General features: G+C 65.6%; 22 protein-coding genes and 1 pseudogene. 8 read left to right on the top strand and 15 right to left on the bottom strand.

The annotated features are described in order from the left end of the window. Window positions 1-36: 36 nt before the first annotated feature. From C491_RS09130 to C491_RS09085, 10 genes are all read right to left on the bottom strand, one after another. The gene (locus C491_RS09130; protein WP_005555478.1) at window positions 37-1,248 is read right to left on the bottom strand and encodes a phosphotransacetylase family protein; all 1,212 of its coding nucleotides are present in this window, start codon (window positions 1,246-1,248) and stop codon (window positions 37-39) included. Beyond that, on the bottom strand, window positions 1,245-3,341 hold the full coding sequence (locus tag C491_RS09125; RefSeq protein ID WP_005555475.1) for an acetate--CoA ligase family protein: 2,097 nt from the start codon (window positions 3,339-3,341) through the stop codon (window positions 1,245-1,247). The genes C491_RS09130 and C491_RS09125 overlap by 4 nt, the downstream gene beginning before the upstream one ends. 60 nt (window positions 3,342-3,401) lie before the next feature. Beyond that, window positions 3,402-4,418 (bottom strand): metal ABC transporter permease, encoded by a 1,017-nt coding sequence (locus tag C491_RS09120; RefSeq protein ID WP_005555473.1) that lies wholly within the window; start codon window positions 4,416-4,418, stop codon window positions 3,402-3,404. Next, window positions 4,418-5,140: a metal ABC transporter ATP-binding protein gene (locus C491_RS09115; RefSeq protein WP_394295449.1), complete on the bottom strand. Its 723-nt coding sequence runs from the start codon at window positions 5,138-5,140 to the stop codon at window positions 4,418-4,420. Before C491_RS09115 ends, C491_RS09120 begins: the two co-directional genes overlap by 1 nt. Window positions 5,141-5,214: 74 nt before the next feature. Then, the gene (locus tag C491_RS09110; RefSeq protein ID WP_049891671.1) at window positions 5,215-6,594 is read right to left on the bottom strand and encodes a metal ABC transporter substrate-binding protein; all 1,380 of its coding nucleotides are present in this window, start codon (window positions 6,592-6,594) and stop codon (window positions 5,215-5,217) included. 190 nt (window positions 6,595-6,784) lie between these two features. Then, window positions 6,785-7,465: a hypothetical protein gene (locus C491_RS09105; protein ID WP_049891669.1), complete on the bottom strand. Its 681-nt coding sequence runs from the start codon at window positions 7,463-7,465 to the stop codon at window positions 6,785-6,787. A 177-nt stretch (window positions 7,466-7,642) separates the two neighbouring features. Continuing rightward, window positions 7,643-8,122, bottom strand: coding sequence for a hypothetical protein (locus C491_RS09100; protein ID WP_005555462.1), 480 nt, complete (start codon window positions 8,120-8,122; stop codon window positions 7,643-7,645). A gap of 209 nt (window positions 8,123-8,331) precedes the next feature. Then, the gene (locus C491_RS09095; protein WP_005555460.1) at window positions 8,332-8,808 is read right to left on the bottom strand and encodes a YbaK/EbsC family protein; all 477 of its coding nucleotides are present in this window, start codon (window positions 8,806-8,808) and stop codon (window positions 8,332-8,334) included. 49 nt (window positions 8,809-8,857) lie between these two features. Then, window positions 8,858-9,268 (bottom strand): hypothetical protein, encoded by a 411-nt coding sequence (locus C491_RS09090; RefSeq protein WP_049891728.1) that lies wholly within the window; start codon window positions 9,266-9,268, stop codon window positions 8,858-8,860. A gap of 48 nt (window positions 9,269-9,316) precedes the next feature. Beyond that, a complete protein-coding gene (locus C491_RS09085; RefSeq protein ID WP_005555457.1) occupies window positions 9,317-10,435 on the bottom strand; it encodes a YihY/virulence factor BrkB family protein in 1,119 nt (372 codons plus the stop codon). Between the two features lie 212 nt (window positions 10,436-10,647). Here C491_RS09085 and dpsA point away from each other — a divergent pair, with 212 nt between their 5' ends. After that, window positions 10,648-11,193 carry a DNA starvation/stationary phase protection protein DpsA gene (gene dpsA / locus C491_RS09080; protein ID WP_005555455.1) on the top strand — a complete coding sequence of 182 codons (546 nt, stop codon included), beginning with the start codon at window positions 10,648-10,650 and terminating at the stop codon, window positions 11,191-11,193. A 106-nt stretch (window positions 11,194-11,299) separates the two neighbouring features. Here dpsA and C491_RS23200 read toward each other — a convergent pair whose 3' ends face one another. Further along, window positions 11,300-11,467 (bottom strand): hypothetical protein, encoded by a 168-nt coding sequence (locus C491_RS23200; protein ID WP_005555452.1) that lies wholly within the window; start codon window positions 11,465-11,467, stop codon window positions 11,300-11,302. Between the two features lie 129 nt (window positions 11,468-11,596). Here C491_RS23200 and C491_RS09075 point away from each other — a divergent pair, with 129 nt between their 5' ends. Both C491_RS09075 and C491_RS09070 read left to right on the top strand, forming a co-directional pair. Further along, entirely contained in the window at window positions 11,597-12,091 is a 495-nt protein-coding gene (locus C491_RS09075) for a macro domain-containing protein (protein ID WP_005555450.1), read from the top strand. 118 nt (window positions 12,092-12,209) lie between these two features. Further along, window positions 12,210-12,632: a universal stress protein gene (locus tag C491_RS09070; protein WP_005555448.1), complete on the top strand. Its 423-nt coding sequence runs from the start codon at window positions 12,210-12,212 to the stop codon at window positions 12,630-12,632. A 73-nt stretch (window positions 12,633-12,705) separates the two neighbouring features. On the opposite strand, the gene purM is transcribed toward C491_RS09070, so the two are convergent. The 3 genes from purM to C491_RS09055 are packed head-to-tail and all read right to left on the bottom strand — an operon-like array spanning window position 12,706 to window position 16,160. Next, window positions 12,706-13,701 (bottom strand): phosphoribosylformylglycinamidine cyclo-ligase, encoded by a 996-nt coding sequence (gene purM / locus C491_RS09065; RefSeq protein WP_005555446.1) that lies wholly within the window; start codon window positions 13,699-13,701, stop codon window positions 12,706-12,708. Window positions 13,702-13,758: 57 nt separating this feature from the next. Continuing rightward, window positions 13,759-14,394, bottom strand: coding sequence for a zinc metalloprotease (locus C491_RS09060; protein ID WP_005555444.1), 636 nt, complete (start codon window positions 14,392-14,394; stop codon window positions 13,759-13,761). Continuing rightward, window positions 14,391-16,160 carry a TraB/GumN family protein gene (locus tag C491_RS09055; RefSeq protein ID WP_005555442.1) on the bottom strand — a complete coding sequence of 590 codons (1,770 nt, stop codon included), beginning with the start codon at window positions 16,158-16,160 and terminating at the stop codon, window positions 14,391-14,393. Before C491_RS09055 ends, C491_RS09060 begins: the two co-directional genes overlap by 4 nt. Window positions 16,161-16,277: 117 nt before the next feature. Between C491_RS09055 and C491_RS09050 the strand changes: the two genes are divergently transcribed. From C491_RS09050 to C491_RS09040, 3 genes are all read left to right on the top strand, one after another. Continuing rightward, on the top strand, window positions 16,278-16,736 hold the full coding sequence (locus C491_RS09050) for an acyl-CoA thioesterase (RefSeq protein ID WP_005555439.1): 459 nt from the start codon (window positions 16,278-16,280) through the stop codon (window positions 16,734-16,736). Window positions 16,737-16,760: 24 nt separating this feature from the next. Continuing rightward, a complete protein-coding gene (locus C491_RS09045; RefSeq protein ID WP_005555438.1) occupies window positions 16,761-17,087 on the top strand; it encodes a DUF7344 domain-containing protein in 327 nt (108 codons plus the stop codon). 233 nt (window positions 17,088-17,320) lie between these two features. After that, window positions 17,321-18,607 carry an RNA-guided endonuclease InsQ/TnpB family protein gene (locus tag C491_RS09040; protein ID WP_049891668.1) on the top strand — a complete coding sequence of 429 codons (1,287 nt, stop codon included), beginning with the start codon at window positions 17,321-17,323 and terminating at the stop codon, window positions 18,605-18,607. Window positions 18,608-18,652: 45 nt separating this feature from the next. Here the strand turns inward: C491_RS09040 and C491_RS09035 are convergent, their stop codons facing one another. Continuing rightward, window positions 18,653-19,432, bottom strand: a complete 780-nt coding sequence (locus C491_RS09035; protein ID WP_005555433.1) for an HAD-IIA family hydrolase — start codon at window positions 19,430-19,432, stop codon at window positions 18,653-18,655. 149 nt (window positions 19,433-19,581) lie between these two features. Here C491_RS09035 and C491_RS09030 point away from each other — a divergent pair. Further along, a pseudogene (locus tag C491_RS09030) lies at window positions 19,582-20,076 on the top strand (small multi-drug export protein). 128 nt (window positions 20,077-20,204) lie between these two features. Next, window positions 20,205-20,675 carry a hypothetical protein gene (locus C491_RS09025; protein ID WP_005555431.1) on the top strand — a complete coding sequence of 157 codons (471 nt, stop codon included), beginning with the start codon at window positions 20,205-20,207 and terminating at the stop codon, window positions 20,673-20,675. Window positions 20,676-20,744: the final 69 nt, after the last annotated feature.

Here is a 20,744-nt window from a genome sequence, read left to right as displayed (position 1 = left end):
TTGGTCAGACGAGTTGAGTGGCGCCGACCGGGGGCCTTACTCCTCGAGGAGCTCGTCGACGGTCGCGTGATCGGCCAACAGCTCCGCCATCCGCTCGACCGTCTCGGCGTCGCGGGTGCGTCCGCTCCTGACGACGTCCTCTGCACGTTCAACCGTCGTCAGGGTGTCCGTCTGGACCGAGAGGATCGGCATCTCCTTCTCGGTCGCCTGGCCGACGATCGCTCCCGAGGGGCGGTGTCCGCCCGTGAGGATGAGACAGCGGACGCCGGGCGCCTCGAGGGCGGCCGTGTGGATCTCGGCGCGGTCGCCGCCGGTGATGACCGCGGCGTCTTTCGTCCGGCGGAAGTGTCGCAGGGCGCTGTCGGCGCCCATCGCCCCGACGGTAAAGCGCTCGACGTAGGCGTCGTCGCCCGCGTCGACCAGCGTCGACGCGCCGAGCTCGTTCGCCAGCTCGGCGACGGTGACGCCCGCGAGCGTCCGCTCGCTCGGAATTACGCCGTGAACCGGGATCCCGCGTCCCTCGAGGAAGGGGACGACGTCGGTTTCGAGCCCGTCGTAGGCCGCGTCGGAAACGTCGTTGAAGACGACGCCCGCGAGTCGGTCGCCGAACGTCCGGGCCGCCGCAAGCACGTCGTCGGCGTCGCCGGGGATCTCGTAGGACGCGACCAGCAGCACGCGGGCGTCGAGCAGCTCTGCGAGGTCGGCGTCGGCGAGTTCGACGATCTCGCCCACGTCGTAGCTCCCGCCGCCCTCGAGGATCATTCGGTCGTGGTCGGCCGCGAGCGCGTCGAACGCCTCCCGGACGCGCTCGCGGATCTCCGCGGGCTGTTCGCGGCCGCGGATCGCCTGCTCGACGAACGTCGGCGAGTAGACCACGGGTTCGAGATCGTGGATCCCGGCCTCGAGCTCGAGCAGCTCCTTTGCGAGCATCGGATCCTCGTCTAAGGTTTTGCCAACGTTGCTCTGCAGGCGGGNTTCGAGATCGTGGATCCCGGCCTCGAGCTCGAGCAGCTCCTTTGCGAGCATCGGATCCTCGTCTAAGGTTTTGCCAACGTTGCTCTGCAGGCGGGTGCCCTTGGGTTTCATGTAACCGACGCTCTCGCCGCGTTCGCGGGCGAGGCTGGCGAGCGCCAGCGCGATCGCCGTCTTCCCGGTGCTCTCCTCGAGCGAGGCGACGAGGATCGGCGGCTGTGAGCTGTCGGCGGTCGGTTCGCTGTCCGTGTCGGTGTCGGTGTCGGTGTCAGTCATAGTTCGTCGGTGTCGACGGTGAGTCGGAGGTCGATCGCCTGTACGCCATCGGGGCCGGCCACGAGCGGGTTCACGTCGAGTTCGAGGATCGACGGGAAATCGGTCACGAGCTGGGAGAGCCGCTGGATCGTCTCGACGACGCCGTCGACGTCGGCCGGCTCGCGCCCGCGGGCGCCGCGCAACAGCGGCGCCGCCCGAATCTCGTCGACCATCTCGCGGGCCTGGCCGTCGCCGATCGGGGCGACCCGGACCGAGGTGTCCTCCAGGATCTCGACGAAGATGCCGCCCAGGCCGAAGAGCAGCAGCGGGCCGAACTGCGGATCGCGGTTCATGCCGACGATCGTTTCGGTCGACTCCTCGAGATCGAGCAACTCCTGGACCTGGACGCCGAGAATCGTCGCGTCGGGCTGGTAGTTGCGCGCCCGCGCGACGACATCTTCGTAGGCGTCGTAGACGTCCTCGTCGCTGACCCCGACCTTGACGCCGCCGATGTCGCTCTTGTGGGAGATGTCGGGGCTGACGATCTTCATCACGACGTCGCCCTCGATCGACTCGGCGACGTCCCGGGCCCGGTCGGGGTCGTCGACGATCTCCCCCTCCGGCGTCGGGATCCCGTAGGCCTCGAGCAGGTCCATCGACTCCACGCCGAGGCGGTTGTCGTCGCGGTCGCGGGCCCGCTCCAGGATCTCCCGGGCGCGCTCGCGGTCGACGTCGAACTCGGTCGGCTCGTCGAACGGTCGGTCGCTGATGTCGCGGTGGCGCGCGAGGGCGTCGAGTCCCGCGACCGCGCGGGAGGGGTCGAAGTAGTTCGGGATGCCGAACTCCCGCAGGACCTCCTCGGCGGCCCGTGCGCGGTCGCCGCCCATCATACAGGTGACGACCGGCTTGCCGTGTTCCTCCCGTTTCTCGATGACGACCTCGGCGAGTTTGTCGTACTGCAGTACGGCGGTCGGCGCGCTGACGACGACCGCGCTCCCGACGTTCGGATCCTCGAGCGCGATGTCGAGCGCCTCGCGAAAGCGCTCGATGTCGGCGTCACCGATGGCGTCGATCGGGTTGTAGACGTTGGCCTCGTCGGGCATCGCCTCGGCGAGCGCGTCGATCGTCTCGTCGGTGAAGCCGGCCATCCGCAGCGAGGAGTCCCCGACCGCGTCGGTCGTGAGTACGCCTGGGCCGCCAGCGTTGGTGACGACGGCGACGCCGTCGGTTTCGGGTTCAGGCAGCCCCGACAGCGCCCGGGCGTAGTCGAACAACTCCTGGACCGACGTCGCCCGCACGACGCCCGCCTGCTCGAGGCCGGCCTCGTAGGCGCGCTCGCTGCCGGCGATCGCCCCCGTGTGCGAGGAGGCGGCCTGCGCCCCGGCGTCGGTTCGGCCGGACTTGACGAGCACGATCGGCGTGTCGTCGGTCACCTCACGGACCGCACGGACGAACCCCTGCCCGTCGTCGATGTCTTCGAGGTAGCCGATGATGACGTCCGTGTCGGGGTCGTTGCCCCACTCGCGGACGAAGTCGGTCTCGTCGAGCACGGTCTTGTTGCCGAGCGAGACGACGTCCTGGAAGCCGATCCCCTGCTCGTTGGCCCAGTCGAGCACCGCCGTGATGAACGCCCCCGACTGACTCATAAAGGAGATCGAGCCCTCGAGGGCACCTTCCGGACCGAACGTGGCGTTCATGCTCGACGGCGTCGACATCACGCCGAGGCTGTTCGGACCGACGACGTTGAGATCGTGCTTCGCGGCGAGTTCGCGGAGGCGCCGTTCGCGCTCGGCGCCCTCACCGCCGGTCTCCGAGAAGCCGGCGGTGATGACGACGACGTCGTCGGTGCCCGCCTCGGCGATGTCCTCAATGGCGTCGATCACGACCGTCGGCGGAACGACGACCACCGCCAAGTCGATCGGCGGCGCGGCCTGTACGTCGCAGTAGCACTCGAGCCCGAGGACCTCGTCGCGGTTGGGGTTGATCGGGATCACCTCGCCTGCGAACTCGTCTCGCAGGTTCTCGAGGATCGCCCGACCGACGGCGCCCTCGCGGTCGGTGGCGCCGACCACGGCGACGGTCTCGGGTGCAAAGAGGTCGGATAACCGTCCCATCGCCCGAGTGTTCGCCGGGCAGCGGGTTAAACGTGTAGCGTGCTCCCGCAGTCCGGGAACCTAATGCATCGAGATCGCGCTACCGGCCCGGCTCGAGGCGAGGATCGCCAGCCCGTAGATCGCGATCGCGACGACGACGATCGAACCGCCAGGTGGCAGCCCCTGCGAGATCGCGAAGCCAAAGCCACCGAGCACCGAGGCCTGCCCGAACAGGATCGATAGCGCCAGCGTCTCGCGGAACCCGTGGGCGACCTGGGAAGCGGCCGCGACCGGGATGACGAGCATCGCGGCGACGAGGATCACGCCCATGATCTGCATCGCGCCGACGACGACGACGGCGGTCATGACGATGAGCAGCGTGTTGTACCAGGTGACGTTGAGGCGGGCGACCCGGGCGGCCTGCTCGTCGAACGTAATAAAGAGCAGCTGCTTGTAGGTGAGCGCGACGACGGCGACGACCGCGACGGTCAGGATCGCGACCAGCCGTGCGCCCTCGGCAGGGATGACGGCCGCGCTCCCGAACAGGTAGTCCTCGATGCTCACGCCCGAGAAGCCGCCGCGGCCGTAGCTGATGATCAGCGTCCCGACGGCGAAGCTGCCGGTGAGCATGATCGCGATCGGCACGTCGCCGTAGGTGTTCGTCCGTTCGGACAGAAACTGGACGAGCAGGGCGCCGACCACGGCGACAACGAGCGCTGAGGCGAGCAGGGAGCCGTCCCAGTCGGTCGTCGCGCTAAAGAGCAGTCCGATGGCGACCCCCGCGAACGCGGTGTGAGCGAGGGTTTCGCCGATCAGGGCCATCTCCCGGTGGACGAGGTAGGTGCCGACCAGCGGGGCGGCGATCCCGACGAGCACGCCCGTCGCGATCGACCGCAGCATAAACGAGTAGCCGAAGACGCTCGTGCCGAGGTAGTAGTCGAGCCACATTCCGGCGACCGTATACTGGTCGTACAGCGTCCCCGCGTAGGGGTACTCCTGGAGCCACTCGAGGGCCAGAAAGAGCATCATCACGACCGCGAACAGCCCCGTGAGGGCGATTCCGACCCGCTCGAGGTGGCGTCTGGTTGTCCGCTCCATCAGTGGTGGTGGTGGACGACCTGTCCGGTCGATCCGTACGCCTGCTCCAAGGCGTCGCTTTCGACGAACGATTCGGTATCCCCGTGGTGGAACAGCTCCGTGTTGATGCAGGCGACCCGATCAGCCCGGTCGGTGACGACGCCGATGTCGTGTTCGATCAGGACGATCGTGATCCCGGCGTCGTTGAGCGAGTCCAGCAGCTTGTAGAACGCGTCGCGGGACTCGGCGTCGACGCCGACGGTGGGTTCGTCGAGCGCCAGCAGGTCGGCTTCGGAGGCCAACGCCCGCGCGATGTAAGCGCGCTGGCGCTGTCCGCCCGAGAGCTCGTTGATCCGTCGGTCGGAGAGGTCGGTGATGCCGACCGTCTCGAGGGCGTCGTCGACGATCTCGCGGTCGTCGTCGGTCAGCCGCGAGTGGCCCGCGTGGGCGAACCGCCCCATCGTGACCGCCTCGCGAACGGTGACGGGCATCGTCCCGCCGCGGCTGGTGGCCTTCTGGGAGACGTAGCCGATTCGCCCGCCCTGGTCGAACTCGTCGACCGGCTGGCCGAACAGCTCGATCCGCCCGCTGTCGGGGCTGTGCAGGCCGAGCATCAGGTGTAACAGCGTCGTCTTCCCCGATCCGTTCGGCCCGACCAGTCCGAGGAAGTCCCCCGCCTCGATCGTCAGCGAGACGTCTCTGATGGCGACGGTCTCGCCGTAGGAAAACGTCACGTGCTCCATCTCGACGATCGAACTCACGGGACTCTCACTCGCGTATCGAACGCGGATATGCTTATGTCTTCCATTTCGCCGGCCTACTCGGCGCCGAGTGCTTTCGCGAGCGCCGGGATCGTGATCTCCGCTAACTGCTCGACCCAGCCGTACCCCTGTTCGTTCCACTCCTCGGTCGTCCCCTCCGCCGGCGTGACCGGCTCGGCGTCGGTCGCGTCGGTCTCGTCGAGTAAGACCTCGACCATCTGTGGAACGTCGCCGTCGGTGCTCTCGAAGGGATCGTAGAGGATCGTATCGATGTCTTCGTCCTCGATCGCCTCGATCAGCTCCGAGACGTCCTCGCTCGACTCGACGGCGTCCGGCGAGACGCCGACGGGGGTTCGGATTTCGAAGTCGTAGCGCTCCTCGAGGTAGCCGAACGAGTCGTGACCCGCGAGGACCGCGACGTCCCGGCTCGCGTTCTCGGCGACCTCCTCGAGCTCCCGGTGGACGTCGTCCATCCGATCGGCGTAGTCGGCGGCGTTTTCCTCGTACTGCTCGGCGTTGTCCGGATCGATCTCGCCCAGTTCGGCGGCGATCGTCTCGACCATCTCCTGGGCGAGGACGGGGTCGACCCAGACGTGGGGGTCGGCGAACTCCGTCGCTTCCTCGTCGTCGTCCTCGGCGACCGCGACCGAGAGGTTGTCCGCGCTCGTGTCCCAGACGACCTTGCCGTCGGCGACGAGTTCGAAGACCACCATCGTTCGACCCTCCTCGAGACCGTGGAACTCGACGTGGTCGCCCTGCGACTCGATCTCGATGGCGTCTTCATCCGCGCCGTCGGGGATCGTGGCCTCGAGTGCGAACGGCTCGTCCTCGCCTAACGGGAGGACGCGTCCCTCCGCGTCCTCGAAGACGCCCTCGATCGCGAGCTGTCCGTCGAGCGGGACGTCTGGAACCCCACCGTGCCAGTGGTCGTCGTGCCAGTAGGCGACCTCCTCGCCGGTGCGTCCGTCGTAGAGTTCGAACTCGGCGACCTCGACGGCGGCCGGGTCGTCGTCGTACTCCTCGACGGGGTCGCGATCCTCGTCGGTCTCGCGGTCCATCGGGATCAGCTGGTCCTCGACGGTCTCGAGGGCGTCGATCAGCTCGACGTCCTCGTTCTCGAGGTCGGCCGCGACGTCCTGTGCCCAGGCGAACTCGGGCGAATCGAGGTAGACGAAAAACGCCGACTCCGTGATCTCGCGCTGGAGGTCGACCGGCGGCTCCCAGCCGTGGCCCATCTCTCCGGTTTCGACCGGGTTCTCGATCGTCAGTTCGTCGCCGACGATCTGTTCCGTCCAGTCGGCGAGCGTGAAGAAGGCGGCGTACCCCTCGTCCGCGTCCCCACCCTCGTCGTCGGGCTCGCTCAGACAGCCCGCGAGAACGCCGAGGGAGAGCGCACCGGCGCTCGAGCGCAACACTGCGCGGCGTGACCGTGTCATACAGGGAGATACGAGCGGGTGGGTAAAAGAGTTATTATGTGGTCGAGGATGGTTAATAACTCGTTGCAGCGACCGGCTGTACGATAACAACGGGCGGCGATCTCGAGCGCAGATTAAAAGGGGATCGTGGGCGGGCGAAACGGGAAAGACACGAGAGTCGGTTGCGGATGCGGAGGGCGGAGCCGAGTCGCTAGTCGTCGTCGTGATCGTGGTCGTCGTGGTCGTCGTCGTGATCGTCGTGGTCGTGATCGTCGTCGTGGTAGTCGCCGTCGGCGTGGTTCTCTTCGGCGTCAAAGTCCTCGACAACCTCGGCCTCGAGCTCCGGTGAATCCCAGTCGGAGTGGTCGTCGTGCCAGATCTGGAAGATAACCTCGGTGATTCCTTCCTCCTCGCCGGTTAGCTCGACGTGGTCGCCGTGGGACTCGATCTCGACGTTCTCCTCGGCACCCTCGGCCACCTCGGCCTCGAGCTGGTACTCCTCGTCCTCGCCGAAGGCGATCTCCTCGCCGTCGGCGTCCTCGGCGTGTGCCTCGACGGCGACGCCGTCCTCGAGCGGGACGTACAGCGGGCCGTGATCCCAGTGGCCGTCGTGGACGTACGCGAGCTGCTCGCCGGACTCGTGGTCGAGTAGCTCGAACTCCTCGACGTCCATGTGTTGATCGTCGTCATCATCGTCGTGATCGTGATCATCATCATGATCGTCGTCGTGATCGTCATCATGATCGTCGTCGTGGTCATCATCGCCGTCGTCAGCGCCTGCCTCGTCGTCCTCGTCGTCGTCGCCGACACAGCCGGCGAGACCGAGTACCGCGAGGGAACTGGACGCAGCGAGCAGCTTTCGACGGGTCGGGCTGGTGCGATCGATCGTCATTGTTAGATACCACTCGTAGAGTGAGAGAGGTTGATAATGAACCTGACGATATTATTAATCGACGGGACGGCGATCGAACGATAGTGGTAGCGCGTGACAGAAGACACAAAGATCCGTGGAGTGCGACAAGGCACCCCCAGTCGGGCTTAGGGGAGACAGCGCCGACGAGCCGAACCGCTACGCAACCGGCCCTTCGAAGTCGTCGACGACTTCTACCTCGAGCGGCGGGGAGTCCCACCCGAACCGATCGCCGTCCCAGAGCTCGACGGTGATCTCGGTCTTTCCCGCCGATCGACCGACCAGACCGACGCGGTCGCCGTCGGGTTCGATCGCGACAGTTTCGTCACCCTCCTCGACGGCGACGGCACCGACGTGGTAACTCTCGTCCTCGCCGAGTGGCAACTCCCCGTCCGCGTCCTCGACTCGAGCGCCGACCGGAAGCCGTCCCTCGAGCGGGACGAGAAGCGGTTCGACCTCCCATCCGTCCCCCTCTATCGCGGTGAGCGACTCTCCCGTCTCGGGATCCGTGAGGGTAAGCGCCTCGACGGCCACGTACTCCTCGTCGTCTCCGTCGTCGCCGAAACAGCCGGCGAGACCGAGCGTCGCGAGGGAGCCGGACGCCGCGAGCACCGCTCGCCGGGTCCGTTCAGTCGCCATCGCTCGGGGCGTCTCGGCGGGGGCGATCGAGGGGCCGATCAGCTGGCGACGAATCCAGATTCATTACTAGATGCCTGAATTACCACCAACTCAAGTGCTTTCGGGTACGGCAACTCCGAACGGGTCGTACGCTCCGCTGAAATGACGAGTGCCCGGAGTAACTGCAGACGACTCGCGATCGCTGCGGAGATCGCAGACGGAAGTCCGTCTCAGTCGCCGACTGCGGCCGGCTCGGCGTCGGCATGCCGACGCAGTCGGTCGGGATCGATCGGGAAGACCGCCGTCGGCGTCCCTGCTGCCGCCCAGACGGTGTCGAACTCGAGCAGCGTTTCGTCGATCACGACGGGAACCTCCCGGTCGTGGCAAAAGGGTGGAACGCCACCGATCGACCAGCCGAGGGTCTCCCTGATTCGGTCGGGGTCGGCCATCTCGATGTCCTCGGCTGACACGTCGAAAACGGCGCCGAGAGCCGACTCGTCGACGCGGTTCGCGCCGCTGGTAACACAGACGACCAGCGAGCCGTCGACGTCGAAGGCCAGCGAGCTGGCGATCTGGGCGACGTCGCAGCCGACGGCGTCGGCTGCGTCCTCCGCAGTCTTCGTCCCTTCCGGAAACTCCTCGACGTCGGGCTCGAACCCGTAATCCTCGTGGGCCCGTTCGGCGAACGTCGCTGCGCGCGGGTGCATGCGCTACACCACCGAGACGCGCGACAAAAAGTCGTCGGACGGGGACCCGCTACTCGAGCGAGACGTCGAGGCGAACGCCGTCGAGCCGTCGGTAGGCGGGACCCGGGTCGCGGACGACCTCGAAGGCGTCGAACCGGATCACGAGACGTCCGGGATCGATCGTCGCCCGGAGGATCGGTCCCCGACTGGTGACGGTGACGTACGGCGGGGCGGGAACCGGGCTCGCGCCGAGTTCGCAGCCGGCCGCGTCGACGGCGTCGACCAGCAGGGCCGACAGCTGCTCGAGCAGGCCGGCCGACTCGAGGGCCGCTCGCAGTGGGACGACGACCCGATCGGCGTTCGTCGTCCGGGAGGTATCCCAGGGCTCGGCGACCAGATCCGCACAGTCGTCGACGCCCTCGACGACGGCTCCCCACTCGCGCTGGATCCGGCGTCGGGTCGCCCGGACGGGGTGAGACACGACCGTCACTGCCACGGGCTCCCACTAAGCTCTCACGACTTTCGCGTGCTACCGTCGTCGGTCGCGAACCGTTCCAACGTTGATCGTCTCGATTTGGGACGCCGCCGCCCGAACCGCCTGCCTCCACTCGGGCTCCTCGCGCACCTCAAGTTCCGCCCGGAGCCGTTCGTTCTCGTCCTCGAGGGTTCGGGCCCGGTCCTCGAGGTCGTCGACCCGATCCTCGAGGTCGTACCGTCGGCTCCGGTGGGCCTCGAGATCCTGGCGAAGCTTGGTTCGTTCGCGACGGAGCTCCTCGAGTTCCGAACGGAGGCGCTCGTTAGTACGTTGACTCCGGTCGAACTTCCGCTTCTGAACGGTGAGCTCGTCGTCGTCTTCGGCGAGGGCGACCTCGTCCGATCGGGTCGCGTTGACGACGGCGCCCACGAGCAGGATCATGCCGCCGAAGTACAGCCAGGTGAGCAACAGCAGGATGGCGCCGATCGCGCCCGCCGACTCGGAGTCGGCCGCCAGCGAGACGTACACCTGGAACAGCGACTGGAGCGCGGCCCAGCCGACTGCGGCGACGGCGACTCCGGGGAGGATCTCGCGGACGGTGACCTCCATCTTGGGGAAGAAGTAGTACATCGGCATGAACGCGATCGAGAGCCCCACGATCAGCAGGAGCGGGTTTATCAGCCCGAGAAACGGCACGTCCGGCAGGATCGCGAAGGCGATCGTCGCCGCCGACGCGGCCACCAGCGCCAGGGCGATCGCACCGAGGACGATGATCCCGTCACGAACCTCACCGAGCAGGGAGCTCTCCGCGGTCGTTCCGTAGATCTCGGAGAACGCGGTGTCGATCCCACGGAAGATCTTCAGCGATCCCCAGACGAGCGTGACGAGCCCGATGATCGACGCGCCGGCCGTCGCCGGCGACTCCGCGAGAGCGTCCTCGAGCATAATCTGACCGCTCTCGGGGAGGACGCCCTCGGTCGTTGCGGCGACGTCGGCCGCGAGCTGTTCGTCGCCGAGCAGCGAGACGAGAAAGAACAGTAGGACGAGCAACGGAATCAACGAGATGAACGCGTGGTACGCGATGCTCGCGGCCATGAACGGAACGTTCTTCTCCTGAATCCCCGTCACGACCGATTTCGCAAACGGGACAGCACCCTGGGTATCGCCGGACATACGGTACGAATCCGCTCGAGGGGTGAAAGATCACCCGCTTGCACTGACCGCCCGCGCTGTACGTAAGGGCCTCGAGCATCCTTATCGGCTCGATCCGAATCGCCTGGACCCTCCGTATGGAGGGGAAACTGGAAAGTTATCTTTTCTCAACCGCAAAAAATATTTTTGCATGGGTAAGCTTTAAGAGCGAGGCGCCTGTATCGTGTAGTACGATGAGCACCCAGAAAACCGTCCGTCAGCAGGCAGACGTCGTCGAGGAGAACGAGCTTCGGCTCGACCAGGAGAAGGCCGAGCAGGTCGTCGAGGCGCTGAACACGGAGCTGGCGAACGCGTATGTACTGTACCACCAGCTCAAGAAACACCACTGGGTCGTCGAAGGTGCGGAGTTCCTCCCGCTTCACAAGTTCCTCGAGGAGGCCTACGAACACGTCGAGGAGGGCGCCGACGTCATCGCCGAGCGCGCCCAGGCGCTGGGCGGCGTTCCCGTCTCCGGGCCGTCGAACCAGGAGGCCCGCGCGACTGTCGAGTTCGAAGGCGAGGACGTCTACGACGTCCGGACGATGTTCCAGAACGACCTCGAGATGTACGGCGACATCATCGAATCGATGCGCGACAGCATCGAACTCGCCGAGAACCTCGGCGACTACGCAACTGCCGAGATCCTCCGTGAGATTCTCGTGACCCTGGAGGACGACGGCCACCACTTCGAGCACTACCTCGAGGACGACACGCTCGTCCTCGAAGAGGCGACGAAGTAACGGTCGAACGGCGGAACGGCGACGGTACTCGCACTCGCGTTTTTTGCGCCCGTTAGAAGGAGAGTGCCCGCTCTCGACAGCTCGAGCGACGAGAGAGCCGGGGCCGTTATGGTTCGAGGTCGACGGCGCAGTCGGTCGCGATCCAGCCCTCCTTGTTGTCGCGTTCGGTGATTACGAGCTTGCCTGGGCGGGGTTCGTGACTGGAAACGACTGCGGCCGGCTCTTCGGTCGGTTCCTCGGTGTCCGTCTCCTCCCTGCGGGCGGGTACGTCCATTACGAGGGATTAGGTAGACCTAAATATAAAAGGTTTTGGTCGGCCTAAGACCGTGGGAACGACGACATCTCGAGACGCGTTCTCCCGGTCGGGCGTACTTTCAAGCCTGGTACCGTCGTAATCTCGCGTATGGAGTTCGACGTCGTTCAGGGTGACATCGCCGAACAGTCCGCCGACGCGCTCGTCAACGCCGCCGGCACGAGCCTCGAGATGGGGTCGGGCGTCGCCGGCGCACTCCGACGAGGGGCCGGCGAGGAACTCAACGAGGCGGCCACCGAGAAGGGGCCGATCGACCTCGGAGAGGCCGTCGCGACCGACGCCTACGATCTCGACGCCGACTACGTCGTTCACGCCGCGGCGATGCCCCACTACGGCGAGGGACGGGCGAGCGAAGCGAGCATCCGCGAGGCGACCCGCAACGCCCTCGAGACGGCCGACGACCTTGGCTGTACGTCGCTCGTGCTGCCGGCGCTCGGCTGCGGCGTCGCCGGCTTCGACCTCGAGGACGGCGCCGGGGTTATCGGCGAGGAGATCGGCGGCTACGACCCCGACTCGCTCGAGGAGGTCCGGCTCATCGCCTACAGCGACGAGGAGTACGACGCGATCCGGGCGGCGACCGGGTAGGCGATCGAGTCACAGCAGGGTGTGAGCGAAACCGACCGGTGAGGGGATTCCCTCTCGCTGAGAACCGTTGTCAGTCTTTACCAGACAGGACGTCGAAGTAACACATGGGTGAACGAAGATGTACGATACGATCCTCGTCCCGACAGATGGTAGCGAACAGGCGTCCCGCGGCGTCGATCACGGGCTGAACCTCGCCGAGCAGTACGACGCGTCGGTAGTGTGTCTCTACGTCGTCGACGAACGGCGTCACGGACGACCGCCGGCGCTCGGCAGCGTCGAGGCCGAACACGAGAAAGTCGAGGACGAGGCCGTCGAGATGCTCGAGGGAATCGCCGACCGCGCCCGCGAGGTCGGTCTCGAAGCGGAGTGTGAGTGTTGCCGCGGGCTCCCCTGGGAGGAGATCATCGGCTACGCGGAGCGGGACGACGCCGACCTGATCGTGATGGGACGACGAGGGGCGACCAACGATCGTCGAACGCCGCTTGGCAGCGTCACCGAACGGGTCGTTCGCCAGACCGAGATTCCAGTACAGGCGGTCTGAACGGTCGACGCGATCGTATCGCGGTCGGCCCGAGGCCTCGAGCCTCGAACTGCCCCCTCGAGAGCGGTTGCGTTCAGGACAGCGAGAGGCCGCGGATCTCGACGGCGTCGCCCTCCTCGACGCGTCCGATGAGCTGCCCGTCGGTTTCGGCGACCAGCGACTCGGCTCGCTCTTCGGGGAGCGCAACGACGAACCCGGTCCCCATGTTGAACGTGCGGTGCATCTCCTCGTCGGAGACCGCTCCTTCCTCCTGGACGAACTCGAAGATCGGCTGGGCCGGCAGCGGATCGTCGATCACGTACCGGCGCTCGCCCATCCGCGAGAGGTTGGTCCAGCCGCCGCCGGTGACGTGGGCCGCCGCGCGGACGTCGTGGTCGTGCATCGGCTCGAGCAGGTCGGTGTAGATCCGGGTCGGCCGCAGCAGCTCCTCGCCGATCGATACCTCGGGGTTCAGCGGGAACGGCTCCGCGTACTCGTGGTCGCGGGTGACGGCCTCCCGAGCCAGCGTCAGCCCGTTCGAGTGAATCCCGTTCGAGGGGAAGCCGACGAGCGCGTCGCCGACCTCCGCTTCGCCGTCGAAGATCTCGTCTTTTCCGGCGAGGCCGGCACAGGTCCCCGCGAGGTCAAAGCCCGTGACGACCTCGGGCATCACGGCCGTCTCGCCGCCGAGCAGCGTGAGGTCGGCCTGCTCGAGCCCCACCGCCAGCCCCTCGCCGATCTCGTTGGTCAGGGCGTCGTCGGGTTCGTCGATCGCGAGGTAGTCGACGAAGGCGACGGGCTCGACCCCCGCCGCGACCAGATCGTTGACGTTCATCGCGATGCAGTCGATTCCGATCGTCGAGAAGTCCTCGATCGCCTCGGCGACGAGCAGCTTGGTGCCGACCCCGTCGGTCGCCAGCGCGAGGTACCGATCGCCGATGTCGAGCAGACCGGCGTACTCGGTCGTCAGGTCGCTGCCAAAGGCCTCGAGCAAGGCGGCGGTGGCGTCCTCGCTGGCCTCGATGTCGACGCCGGTGTCGGCGTAGGTAAGTTCGTCCCCCTCGTTCCCGTCCTCGTCGTGGTCCGTCATGGCTCAACGACTGCGTGGGGCGAGCAAAAGATCACCGGTCCCCGGAAGGAAGGAGACTCATCCGAACAGCGCCGGAAAGCCGAAGACGAGGTAAAAGCCCATCAACAGCAACAGGCTCAGCCCGAAGACGGCCCCGAAGATCGGTTTGTGCCACTCGAGGACGGACTTCCCGTCCAGCGGACCGAACGGGATCATGTTGAACGCGGCCAGGAAGAGGTTGATGAGAACCCCGAGATGACCGACGAGTCCGATAATGCCCGGAAACAGCATCAGCGGGAGGAACAACAGCGCGAGCAGGTGGTTGGTCACCGGTCCCGCGAGCGCGATGAGGCCGTTCTCCCGGACCGTGATCCGGCCGCGGTGGTAGACCGCACCCGGCGCGGCGAAGAGGAAACCGACCAGCGCGCTCATGATCGCCAGGAATAGCATCTGGTAGTCGGCGCGAAACTCCGCGGTCTGGCCGTGTTCGATCGCGACGACCTTGTGGGCCAGTTCGTGCAGCAGGAAGGCGACGCCGACGGTGACGAAGCTCAACCCGATCATCGTGAGGAACCAGCCGAGTTCGATGTCGAAGCGGTGGATCGGTGCCAGCAACAGCGCGAACGCGACGCTCAGGGCGACCCACGCCACGGCGAGGTCGAACAGCTCCTTGTCGCTGAACGTCAGCTCGGACGTTCGACTCGAGTAGCTCACGTCACCACCCCGCGGATGAGCTCGAGGCTGTTCTCGGCGCCCCGAATCAGCTCGTTCATCAGGGCGTCGACGCCGCCGATCTCGGGCGCGAGCCACGGGATGACCACGATGAAGAACAGGAACGTGGCGATCATGCTCCCGATGTTCGTCAGTGCGACGATCATGATCAGCCGGAACAGCGGCACGTCGAACATCTCCTCGATCGCCTCGCCCATCGGGCGGTCAGCGTCGCCGATGATCTCGTTGAGCTGCTGGACGTCCCGGACGTTGACCGGACGGTACTTGAGCTCGACGTAGCCGGCGAACCAGCCCGGCGCCAGCAGCGGGTTGATGCTGGTGAGCCAGGCGACCGACCCCCCGACGCCGGCGCTGATCCAGCGGGCGCCCGCCAACCGAGCCAGCGCGAACGCGAAGATCCCATTGAACGCGAACCACGCCAGGAACAGCTGAAGCAGGAAGGTGTTCTGAACCCCAGCCATGATCAACAGGAAGAAGAAGCCGACGAAGGCGAACATCACCAGGTAGCCGACGACCTTCACCGGCGAGAACCGCCGTCCCGAGGCAGTCCCGGTCAGCGACTCCATCGGCGGCAGCTCTCCGGGATGCTCGAGGTAGCGCTCGATGCCGGCCTTGTGGCCCGCGCCGACGACGGCGACCACGTGGTACCCCTGCTCGCGGAGCCCGTGGAGCTTGTGGGCGATGTAGGCGTCGCGTTCGTCGATCAGGGCCTCGGCTCCGCGGGGGCTGAACCGGCGGAACTCCTCCATCATCGCGGCGACGACGTCGCCGTCGGTCATCTCCTCGATGTCGATCTCGTCTAACTCCTCGGTGTCCTCGGCGAGCCCGTCGAGGACGAAGCCGACGACGGCGCCGACCGAGACGCCGATCCCCAGCCCTGCCAGGGCGCCGACGCCGCCCCGGACGGCGTACCCGCCCCAGTTCTCGAAGCTCCCCGGGGAGAGCGGGCCGATCCCGGTCCCGGTCGCGACCAGCGCGAGACAGCCGACGACCCCGAGGACGGCTCCGGCGAGCAAGCGCAGCGAGAAGCCGCTGACGAGCCCGCCAGCCGAGCGACCGGCCGACTCGAGGGAAGGCAGGAAGATCAGCCCGACGAGCAGTCCGCCGACGATCCCGACTCCGCCAGCGCCGACGTACTGCAGGGTCGCGGGATCGGTGATCCCCAGGGCGAGCAGGTCACCGAGGCCGAACGCCGGTGCGAGAAAGGCGCCGAAGACGAGCCCGAAAAAGGCGCCGAGCGCCGCGCCGAAGGTGAGTCCGATCGTCCGCGGATCGGTGACGCCGAGCGCGAGCCCGCCGACCATCTTGAGCTTCTCGGCGAACGACAGCCGCGTCCAGAACCGCTGGATCGTGATCTGAATGTCCCGATCGACCAGCGCGACGCCGCTGGCGTTTCGCTCGGCGGCCTCGATCGCGGCCCGCATGTCCGCGCCGGGCTCGATGTCGAACCGGCTGCCGAGCCGCGACTGGACGTACGAGAGCATCCAGTAGGCCAGAAACTGAAAGACGGTGTTGCCCGAGAGCAGATCCTTCGCTTCGATATCGTCCGGGGCGCCGCCCTGCATCTGGCGGTACCGGTTCTCGTCGAGTTCGACGGCAACGACGTCCGGCTTCCGCTCGTCGACGGTCTCGTGGACCTCGTCGACGCTCGCCTTCGAGACGTGGGCGGTCCCGAGGACGTCGACGGAGCCCCGCCCCTCATCCGGGGTAGGGGGCTTCGGAACGTCGGCGTCGCCTGCATCACTCATTAGGAGTGCCAACTCGTCGCCGACTTTTACCAGTATCGAAGGCTCGAACGGGACGTGTTCACGGCCAGCAATGGGATCCCGGCACCCCTAACTGCGGACGCGGGCAACTCCCTCTCGATGACCGACCTACTGGAGACGCTGATCGAGAACCGCGAGATGGTCCAGCCCAACCACGCGAACATGCTCGAGGTCGCCCACGGAGGAAACGTGATGAAGTGGATGGACGAGGTGGGCGCGATGTCGGCGATGCGGTTTTCGGGTGAGACCTGCGTCACCGCACAGGTCAACCGGATGGACTTCGAGCGCCCGATTCCGGTCGGCGACACCGCCTACATCACGGCGTACGTCTACGACGCCGGTACCTCGAGCGTGAAGGTTCGCCTGATCACTGAGCGCGAGGATCTCCGAACCCGCGAGCGCGAGAAGACCACCGAGTCGTACTTCGTCTACGTTGCAATCGACGACGAGAACCGACCGACGACCGTCCCGAAGTTAACCGTCGACAGCGAGACCGGAGAACGGCTCCGGCAGGACGCGCTCGAGGGAGAAATCGACGGAAATAGCGACAAGAGCTAAACCGCTACTGCGCCAACCGCCCCCATGGTCGAGCTGGAGACGGTCTTCGAGCTTCTGCGAGAGGAGCGCCGCAGGTACGCACTGTACTATCTCTACGAACGGAACGGGCCCGTCCCGGTCGACGAACTCGTCGAGACGGTCGAGAAGTGGGAAGACGAAGGAACGGCTCCCGAGCTCGATTCCGTCGACGAGATCGCACTGGAGCTGCAACACGTCCACCTCCCGAAATCGGCCGAGGTGGAGTTCATCCAGTACGATCCCTCACGAAACCTCGTCCAGATCAACGGCTCTCCACCCGAGTTCGACGCGTTCGTGACGGTTGCGAAGCTTCTCGAGAGTCCGGGCGATTGAGACCAATCGGGTCGGGACGAGCTACCTTTCAACAGCAAGAGAGTCCCGCCGTTTACGGCGTCCTCAGAACGCGAAGCGTTCTGATGGGCATCGCAAACCTTCGGTTTGCTCAACGGGCGTGAATCGCGTCACTTGGGGTTTTGTCGGATACAAACAGACTGGATATTCCACACACTGTTCACTTTCACTCCAGTTGGGCTGCCTTTATATCAATATAGTATAATAGACTGTGTATGGCGAATCAGGCCACTCGCACCTATATTGCGACCATTCGCAACCACTGTCAGGTGTATGATAGCCTGGATTCGCTTGGGTTCGCTGCGTCGAAACTCTGGAACGTCGCTCGGTGGACTGTCGATCGAATCTGGAAAGAAACCGGCTACATCCCAGATCATTCCGAACTGTCCGCGTACCTCAAGAACCACGAACGCTACGCCGATCTCAATGCACAGTCGAGTCAGCGAGTTATTCAAGAGCTCGCTGAGGCGTTTCGTGGGTGGTACAGCAAGCGACAGAACGGAGACGAGATGGCGAACCCGCCCGGCTACCGCAAGCGTGGCGACGAACATCCGCGTTCGACAATCACGTTCAAAGAAGACGGGTTCAAACACGACTCGGAGCACAATCGTGTCCGCCTCTCGAAAGGTCGCAACCTCAAAGACCACTGGTCGGACTTCATCCTCTGCGAATACGATACCGACCCAGACGCGACCGTCGAAAACGTTCAACAGGTGCGTGCCGTCTGGAACGACCAGCGCGGAGAATGGGAACTGCACCTCGTCTGTCGCGTCGAATTCGAGGGCATCGATTCGCCCGGCGATCGAACCGCTGGGATCGATATCGGAATCAGCAATACCGCTGCTGTCTCATACGGCGACGAGGCTGTCCTCTATCCCGGTGGAGCGCTCAAAGAGGACGAGTACTACTTCGCGAAAGAACGCGCGAAGTGTGACGACACGACCTCCAACGAGGCTCGCCGACTCGATCACAAGTGGTCGAGCAGACGAACGCACTTTTTGCATACGCTTTCGAAGACGATCGTCGAAGAAAGCGAGAGACGTGGTGTCGGTACTATCGCCGTCGGCGACCTTACCGGAATCCGTGAGAATGGCAGCGGTGAAACGAAAGACTGGGGATCGAAAGGCAACCAGTCGTTGCACCGTTGGGCGTTCGATCGGTTCGTCACTATGCTCGAGTACAAGGCCGAGGAACACGGGATCATTGTCGAGACAGTCAACGAACGTAACACCTCGAAAACATGTGCCTGTTGTGAACACAAAGATAGTAACCAACGTGTTGAACGTGGTCTGTACATCTGTGACGAGTGCGGTACCGTTGCTAACGCTGACGTCAACGGAGCCGAGAATATTCGACGCAAGCTCGAGGACACACAAGTACCTCCAAGTCCTGACGACGAGGATAGGAGTACCGGCTGGATGGCGCAGCCAGCAGTCCACCTGTTCGATCGCGAGAGCGGACGGTTTACACCGAGAGAACAGGTCGTCAACTGCAAACCATAATATCCCAACGCTTGGGAAACCCCAGCGTTCACGCTGGGGTGGATGTCATAGCAGCCGCTCGACCTCGGCCAGCGACTCGAGGACGTGGTCAGGTTCGACGGTCGCGGACTCGACCGTCGCCTCGTCGGTGATCCCGGTGAGTACGAGCGCGGTCTCCATCCCAGCACGGTTGCCGAGTTCGATGTCGGTGTCGAGACGATCCCCCACGACGAGTACGTCCGCCGGGTCGACGCCGAGCCGATCGATGGCCGCCTCGGCCGCGACGCTCGAGGGCTTGCCAAGGATCGCGTCAGGTTCGCGGCCGGCGACGGCGCCCATCGCCGCGAGGATCGCTCCCGAACCCGGCATCAGTCCGTCGTCGACCGGGATCGTCGTGTCGGGGTCGGTTCCGTAGAACTCGGTCCCGTTCTCGAGCGCCCGCAGCGACTCCCACAGCGTCCCGTATGAGAAGTCGCTGTCGAACGAGCCGACGACGACGTCCGCCGACTCGGGGTCGTCGGCGAGCGCGACGTTCGCGTCGGCGAGGATCGACTCGAGGCGGTCGTCGCCGACCAGGTACACCGTCGCGTCGGGGTGGGTCGCGGCGAGGTACTCCGCCGAGACCGTCGCCGACGTCAGGACCTTTTCGGGCTCGACCGCGATTCCGTGGGGCTCGAGTTTCTCCCGGTAGTGGGCGCTGCCCCGGGTCGGGTTGTTCGAGAACAGCAACCGATCGCAGCCGGCCCGGTCGAGGGCCGTCAGCCCGTCGGTCGCGCCCGGAAGGAGCCGTTCCCCTCGAACGATCGTTCCGTCGACGTCGAGGATCGCCGCCTCGTAGCCTGTCATCACCGGGCGTACGGGAAGAGTGGGGTTGAGTGTTCGGATCCGCGGACTATCGGAATCGCGAAAAGTCGGTGGTGTGAACCGTTTCGGTTGGTACTACAACGGCAGGTACTTGACCGAAACGGGACGTACCTCCGAGAAGAGGCGTTCGAATGACGATTACACCGCTGCTCGTCGACGTCGGGACCGCCCTCGAGGAAGCGACGGGTATCGTCCAGTACGCGCTCGTGTTCCTGTTCGCGGCGATCCCGGTGGTCGAGATCCTCGTCGTCATTCCGGTCGCGATCGGACTCGGGCTGAACCCGGTGATGACGGCCGTCGTCGCCTTCATCGGCAACGTCGGCTCGGTGTACGCGCTGATCCTGAGCTATCGACGGCTGCTGGCGTGGTAGCAGAGCCGTACCGGGAGCGACGAGCCCAGCGACCGCTACGTACGAGCACGTCGGCTCTGGGATCAGTACGGGCTTCCGGGCGTCTCCCTCGCTGGTCCGGTGATGACCGGAGTCCATATCGCCGCCCTGGTAGCCCTGCTCGCCGGCAGCCGGGGTCGGCTCGTCGCGACCTGGATGACTGCCGGAATCGCCGTCTGGACCGTCGTGCTGACGGTCACCTCGGTCGCCGGCTTCTCCGCGCTCGGAATCGTCTGAAACGGCCTCTGTACCGGTCTTTTCCGAAGCGACCGCGAGCCGTCCCGAAGTTGCCAGAGAAGCGACGTGCGCGAGTCCGTACGATCGCTGTGGGAATCCTTATCCGACGACCGGCCGTACGGGCGGTTATGGCACTCGAGGTCGATCCGCCGGAGCCGCCGGAGCTGTCGTTCGTCGATCCAAACGAGTACGACGACGCGACGATCAGCGCCGAGGATCCGACCGAGATCGATTACCGACGGGAGGAGCTACAGGGGTTTCTCCGCGAGGGCGCCTGGGACGAGGCGTTCGCGGAGTGGCGCGAGGACACCGATCTCGACGACCGCGAGTACGGGATCGCCCGCGATCTCGACCTCTTCGCCGAGTTCGACTTCTTCTGGGACGACTTCGCCGACCGGGTCGGTTACCACGCCCCCGGCATCCCCGAGGACTGGCAGGAGCGAGAGTACCACCCCGAGCTGGATACCTGGGGCACCGTCTCGGCGATCAACGCCGAGCTGACCGAGTTCGGCCAGATCGTTTCGGTGATCCTCAAGGAGGAGTACATCGACTGGGAGGCCGAGTACGAACCACCCGAGGACCTGCCCGATTTCGACTGAAACGGTTTGCTGTAGCGGTTTACCGGTGGGACCGCGATCCGTCGTGCGACTCCACCGGAATGACTTCCA

Origin of the sequence: Natronococcus amylolyticus DSM 10524, assembly GCF_000337675.1 — an archaeon.
Taxonomy (GTDB): Archaea; Halobacteriota; Halobacteria; order Halobacteriales; family Natrialbaceae; genus Natronococcus; species Natronococcus amylolyticus.
Note: the sequence above shows the minus strand (reverse complement) of the source record. Positions and strands in the feature narration are given on the sequence as shown.